A 2,945-nucleotide genomic window follows, 5' to 3' on the forward strand; every position below is an offset into this window, starting at 1 on the left:
GACCGCGGTGGTGACGTCCATCCACGGGTTGATGGCGTACTCGACGGCGAAGTGCTCGGGCGAGCACATGAGATATGTCCGCTTTCGCGGCACTCGCTGCTGGTTCACGGTGACCAAGAGTAGGTAGCGTAGAACTTTGGTAACAGCCAGAACTCTTGCTTTCTGAAGGCGGAACGTTGCAGATAGACGCGGTCGACCAGCGAATCATTGCGTTGCTCGTGGCGGACGCTCGCGCGTCGTACGCCGACATCGGCAGCCGGGTGTCACTCTCCGCTCCGGCGGTGAAGAGACGCGTCGACCGGCTCCGCTCCGCGGGGGTGATCCGGGGCTTCACCGCGGTGGTCGATCCGGCCGCCGTCGGCTGGACCACCGAGGCCTTCGTCGAGCTCTTCTGCGCCGGCCGGACCACCCCCGCGCAGATCGGGGTGGCCGCCCGGCGGCACCCGGAGGTGGTCGGGGCGTACACCGTCTCGGGCGAGGCGGACGCCCTGGTGCATCTGCGGGCCGCCGACATCGCCCACCTGGAGGAGGCGCTGGAGCGGCTGCGGGCGGAGTCGTTCGTGACCTCCACCCGGAGCACCATCGTGCTCTCCCGCCTGGTCGAGTCGCCCGGCGTCGGCCCGTCCACCGGCTGACCCGCGCTTGACCTCAACCCCGCTTCATGTCGTCGACTGGGCCGGACGGCGACGTGAGGAGGGGATCGTGCGGGCGGTGTGGCTGCGGGAGTTCGGCGGGCCGGAGGTGCTGGTGCCGGGAACGGCGCCCGACCCGACGCCCGGGCCGGGGCAGGTGCTGATCGAGGTGGCCCACGTCAACCTCACCTTCGTCGAGACGATGTTCCGGGCCACCGGGTTCGGGCCGTTCCGCGGCCCGCTGCCGGTGATCCCCGGCAACGGGGTCGGCGGCGTGATCGGCGCGGTGGGCCCGGACGTGGACCCCGGGCTGGTCGGCCGGCGGGTGGTCAGCGGCACCGGTGGCTCCGGCGGGTACGCCGAACGGGTCGTGGTGGACCGGGCCGCGCCGATCGAGGTGCCCGACGCGCTGGCGCTGGACGACGCGGTGGCGCTGCTCGCCGACGGCCGCACCGCGCTGCTGCTGACCGACGCGGCGGCGCCCCGGGCGGGGGAACGCGTGCTGGTCGAGGCCGCTGCCGGTGGGGTGGGCGGCCTGCTGGTCCAGCTCGCCGCGCGGGCGGGAGCACGGGTGGTCGGCCTGGCCGGCGGCCCCCGCAAGACGGAACTGGTCCGGGCGGCGGGCGCCGACGTCGTGATCGACTACCGGGAGCCCGACTGGGCCGACCGGGTACGCGCCGCGACCGGCGGGGTGAACGTCGTCTTCGACGGCGTCGGCGGCGACGTGGGCCGGGCGGCGTTCGACCTGCTCGACCCCGGCGGTCGGATGCTCAACTTCGGGCTCGCCTCCGGCAGCTGGACCGACGTGCCGACGGAGACCGCCACGGCGCGCGGGGTGGCCCTGCTGCGACCGACCGCCGGCCCGGACGAGCTGCGTGCGCTCACCGTACGGGCGTTGGCCGAGGGCGCGGCCGGGCGGCTGCGCCCGCTGATCGGGCAGCGGTTCCCGTTGGAGCGGGCCGCCGAGGCGCACGCCGCGATGCAGTCGCGGGCCACCGTCGGCAAGACCCTGCTCGACGTCGGCTGACCAGTCGGCGCACCGGACGAGCGTGCGCCGACGGGGTCAGAGGTACATGCCCGTCCGGTGCTCGGAGTCCGCCGGCCGGCTCGGCTTGTCGCCCTCGCCGAAGAACCGCTTGCCGCCGAACTCCCCGTGCAGCCGGTCGTCCAGCTCGTCGGCCAGCCCGGTCATCACCTGCACCGCGAGCATCAGGTGGGTGGCCTGGAAGTTGCGGCCGAAGACCGGGATGGAGGCCCAGACGGTGTCGTCGGCGCAGTAGAGCCGGCCGATCGGCATCCGGTTGGTCAGCTCGGAGAGCTTCACGTAGAGGCGCTCGGTCGGCTCCACCTCGGTGAGCACCGGGGAGAAGACGTCGACCAGCGGCGGGTTGTCGCGTACCCGGACGAACACCATCGCCGAGCCGGCCCGGATGTTGATGTCGCCGTCCGAGTCCACCTGGAGCTGGTCGGACTTCGACTTGAGCATGGTCGACACGACCGTGCGGACCCGCTCCTCCAGCGCCAGCACGTCCTCGCCCTCGTCGCTCTTCTGCGCGCTCGCGGCGGCGGCCAGGGCCTCGTCGAGGTCCGCCTCGACGTCGCGGTCCGGGCCGAACTCGCTGCGCGCGGTGCCGAGCGGTTCGGCCGGCAGCGGCTCGCCCTCGGCGTCGTGCACGAGGTAGACGAGGAAGGCCGGGTGCGGGGCGCCGTAGACGTCGCGCAGGGTGCGGGAGAGCAGCGCGGCCACCTTGCTGGCGTCGGCGGTCGAGCCCTCCAGGCCGAACTGGTCCCGGGAGCCCTCCAGCACGCCCGGCGGCGACCAGCCCAGCGCGATCATGTCCGCGACGGCGGCCCGGTCCAGCCGGTAGCCCTGCGGCAGCGTGGCGTTGCCGACCGCCCGTGCGGAGACCCGCCCCGCGTCGCCCACGTCCACGCTGATCGAGTAGACGGCGTTGCCGGTGCCGGAGGCCGTCGGGTCGAGGGTCAGCTCGACGTGCGCCCCGGTGGGCAGCGCACGCAGCCGCTCGGCCAGCGCGCGGGCGAACTCCCGCCACGCCTCGGTCACCTTGGCCCGCAGGTCGGCCGTGCTCGGCTCGTCCAGCAGGACCGACTCGTGCTGCTCCGGCGAGCTGCCGGGCTGATCACCGGTCGGCTTCGAGGGGTGGTCTGCCGTCATGATCGCCTCCGTCCGTCAAGGTCACCCTACCCAGGCCCACCCGGTGTCGAATCCACCGCGACCGGGATCGGACAACGCGGCGGGTGCGAATCAGTCGGGGCGGTCGCCGCCCAGCTCCACCGGCCAGGTCGCGGCCA

The 2,945-nt window shown here is 73.7% G+C and carries 3 protein-coding genes and 1 pseudogene; 2 read left to right on the forward strand and 2 right to left on the reverse strand.

All coding sequences use genetic code 11. The features are described from left to right. Positions 1–117: pseudogene (locus JNW89_RS33090) on the reverse strand (amidinotransferase); the annotation flags it as partial. Positions 118–176: 59 nt separating this feature from the next. Here JNW89_RS33090 and JNW89_RS33095 point away from each other — a divergent pair. Both JNW89_RS33095 and JNW89_RS33100 read left to right on the forward strand, forming a co-directional pair. After that, the gene (locus JNW89_RS33095; protein WP_088959726.1) at positions 177–635 is read left to right on the forward strand and encodes an Lrp/AsnC family transcriptional regulator; all 459 of its coding nucleotides are present in this window, start codon (positions 177–179) and stop codon (positions 633–635) included. Between the two features lie 67 nt (positions 636–702). Next, positions 703–1,659 (forward strand): zinc-binding dehydrogenase, encoded by a 957-nt coding sequence (locus JNW89_RS33100; RefSeq protein ID WP_238449431.1) that lies wholly within the window; start codon positions 703–705, stop codon positions 1,657–1,659. A gap of 36 nt (positions 1,660–1,695) precedes the next feature. On the opposite strand, the gene JNW89_RS33105 is transcribed toward JNW89_RS33100, so the two are convergent. After that, positions 1,696–2,808 (reverse strand): YbjN domain-containing protein, encoded by a 1,113-nt coding sequence (locus JNW89_RS33105; RefSeq protein WP_238452038.1) that lies wholly within the window; start codon positions 2,806–2,808, stop codon positions 1,696–1,698. Between the last annotated feature and the right edge of the window lie 137 nt (positions 2,809–2,945).

It is taken from the genome of Micromonospora sp. 4G55, from assembly GCF_016803375.1.

Coding starts and splice junctions, on each gene's coding strand:
- JNW89_RS33105 (WP_238452038.1), bottom strand. CDS start 2,808: ATGACGGCAGACCACCCCTCGAAGCCGACCGGTGATCAGCCCGGCAGC.